Origin of the sequence: Catenibacterium sp. CAG:290, from assembly GCF_000437715.1 — a bacterium.
GTDB lineage: Bacteria > Bacillota_I > Bacilli_A > Erysipelotrichales > Coprobacillaceae > Catenibacterium > Catenibacterium mitsuoka_A.
The window spans coordinates 76,513-78,848 of sequence record NZ_FR898783.1 but is presented as its reverse complement, the minus strand read 5'-3'; the positions used below and the strand labels follow the sequence as shown (position 1 = coordinate 78,848).

At 32.6% G+C, this 2,336-nt stretch carries 5 protein-coding genes; all 5 read right to left on the bottom strand.

Annotated features, from left to right (window positions below):
* Positions 1–68 precede the first annotated feature (68 nt).
* Positions 69–263, bottom strand: a complete 195-nt coding sequence (locus QVO42_RS03135; RefSeq protein ID WP_022424727.1) for a hypothetical protein — start codon at positions 261–263, stop codon at positions 69–71.
* A 44-nt stretch (positions 264–307) separates the two neighbouring features.
* Positions 308–808 (bottom strand): flavodoxin family protein BilS, encoded by a 501-nt coding sequence (gene bilS / locus QVO42_RS03130; protein WP_288163696.1) that lies wholly within the window; start codon positions 806–808, stop codon positions 308–310.
* 46 nt (positions 809–854) lie between these two features.
* Entirely contained in the window at positions 855–1,538 is a 684-nt protein-coding gene (locus tag QVO42_RS03125) for a hypothetical protein (protein WP_288163695.1), read from the bottom strand.
* 2 nt (positions 1,539–1,540) lie between these two features.
* The gene (locus QVO42_RS03120) at positions 1,541–1,975 is read right to left on the bottom strand and encodes a MarR family winged helix-turn-helix transcriptional regulator (RefSeq protein WP_022424724.1); all 435 of its coding nucleotides are present in this window, start codon (positions 1,973–1,975) and stop codon (positions 1,541–1,543) included.
* Between the two features lie 130 nt (positions 1,976–2,105).
* Positions 2,106–2,336 (bottom strand): LPXTG cell wall anchor domain-containing protein (locus QVO42_RS03115; RefSeq protein ID WP_288163694.1); only part of this gene is annotated, 231 nt, incomplete at its 5' end.

The window sequence follows — 2,336 nt, the reverse complement described above, 5'->3', positions numbered from 1 at the left end:
CTTGATAGCTGTCAATTCTTAACTTAATGACATTGGCCCAACTCCCTCTATATAGCAAAGGAAGTTAACTATAGAGGCATAGCCTGACTGGCATAAATGAATACACCTATGATTCCTAGTAAGAATCCTATGACTGCAACAATAATCAATACTTTCATGCTTGCCTGTTTGTATATGGTTTTACAGATTAATAATGCGACAAAAGCACAAAGTAACTCAATACCTAGCAATGTCCATAACAAGTTAAGTTCATGAATAATCATAATGGACTCCTTTCGTAAGAGAAAAGCATAAGAGGTTCATCCCCTTATGCTTTAATTTTAGCTATCAAGTTATTCAAATCATTTTCATCAGGATGTGTTAAAGCTTGATCAAAATTATCAATGAGCATATCAATATTAGGCATATGATCAGGCTGTGCCTTCATTTTTACATATCGATCACGTACAGATTGTGGCATCTTACCCTGGCACATATATTCCCCTACAATTGTATTACTTGCATCAATGCTTATTTTCACATTATTTAGAATTCTCTGGAAATATTCTTCACTTACTCCAAATCCTGCTGTACCAAATAAGAAAATCTTCTTATTCTTTAAGGTTTCTAATAGTTTTAGAGTTGCTGCATCCGCATTACCTTTATCTGTCCAGAAACCAATATAAAGCATATCTGAATCTACTTCTTTACATGGTCCAAAATAATCACAGTCTTCTTCAGATAACGTATCACGAATTGCTTCTGCAAGCATCTTTGTATTACCTGTTGGAGAACTATATAGTATTGAATATCTTTCTTGTTCCATCATTTCTACCTCACTTAATGATTTATTACAATACTATTATAACACCATTCTACTTAAATAATAGCTGTAATCCCATTACAATCACCCACATATAGGCACATGTTTTAGGAATCATTAACAAACCAATTTTAGGTTTTTTCTTACTTAATAATGTAACGGGTAAATAACAGCCAAACGAGATAATAATAGCTGCAACCATTCTAGTCATATGAAGATTACCAGTATTACCACTCATTGCATATAGAATAATTATTCCAATACCAGTCACCGCAAATACTGCATTTCTGATAATAGATAGTTTTAAGTTACCTTCATCCCCACACCAGTCATTTTGTGGTAAGAAACATACAACAATTCTAATGATTGCGGAAACATAGATCATCGCTTCTACAATAAATGGAGCAAAAAGAGTTGGGAATGTGAGTTTCCAGATATAAAGTAAGATAATATAGAAAACAGTCATAGTAATAGAAGATACCTGTAAACCAATACCAAGCTGTCTCTTAATTTTCTCATTAGTTCCTTTGAATGATCTAATGATTCTAGGAACTAAGTGGAATGCATCACCACCACATAATGTAAGAGTTAAGATACCATATAGTATAAATAACATATTGCCATTTGCTTTTGTAAGGAAGATTACACCAGCTACTAAGTCAAACAATAGATAGCAGGTATCAAAGATAGCTTCCATGATATCTGACATTTTAGGTACATATTTTTGGTTATTCATAATCATAATCCTTTCTTTTGAATGCATTCTTCCGCATTCCTACAAATTTTTTCAAATACATTACGACATACTTTTATTTCTTCGTCAGTTAAACCTTGAAGCATGTCATGCGCGAATTGATTTTGAACATTGAGCCCTTCTTTCACGATTTCATTGGCTGAATCCTCTAAGAATAGTTCTACACGCTTCTTATTTTTTTCATTTGTCTTTTTAGTGATATACCCCCTATCTTCTAATGCCTTTAAGGCAGTTGAGACATGGGATTTAGTCGACTTTCTTATTCTGACAATATCTGCAGCAGTATTGTATTTAGGATTATGATACAAAAACATTAGTATGTCATATTCCATCTTTTTAAGATTGTATTTATCGCAGGTAGATGCTGTTAACATCTCATAATAGAGAGTAATTGTTTTATGTTGATCCCAAAAATACATATTATGTCTCCTTCCATCGTTCTAATTAGAACTATTATCGTTCTATATAGAACTATATGCCTTGTAGATACACTTGTCAATAAAAAACAGGTCAATGATTTAAATCATCGACCTGAGAGATAGGTATTGTTTAGTTTTCTGCTTTTTTACGTTTTAATAACACTACAGCTAGACTTGAGATGATAATTGCAGCTAGATAGATTATCACCTGAGTATGATCACCTGTATTGACTTTCTTCTTGTCTTCTTTTTTAGTTTCTGTAGGTTTTATAGTTGTATTACCTTTATCAGATGGCTGATCTTCCTTGATTTCTGGTTTATCAGTTTTGTCTGTATCTGGTTTATCAGTTTTGTCTGTATC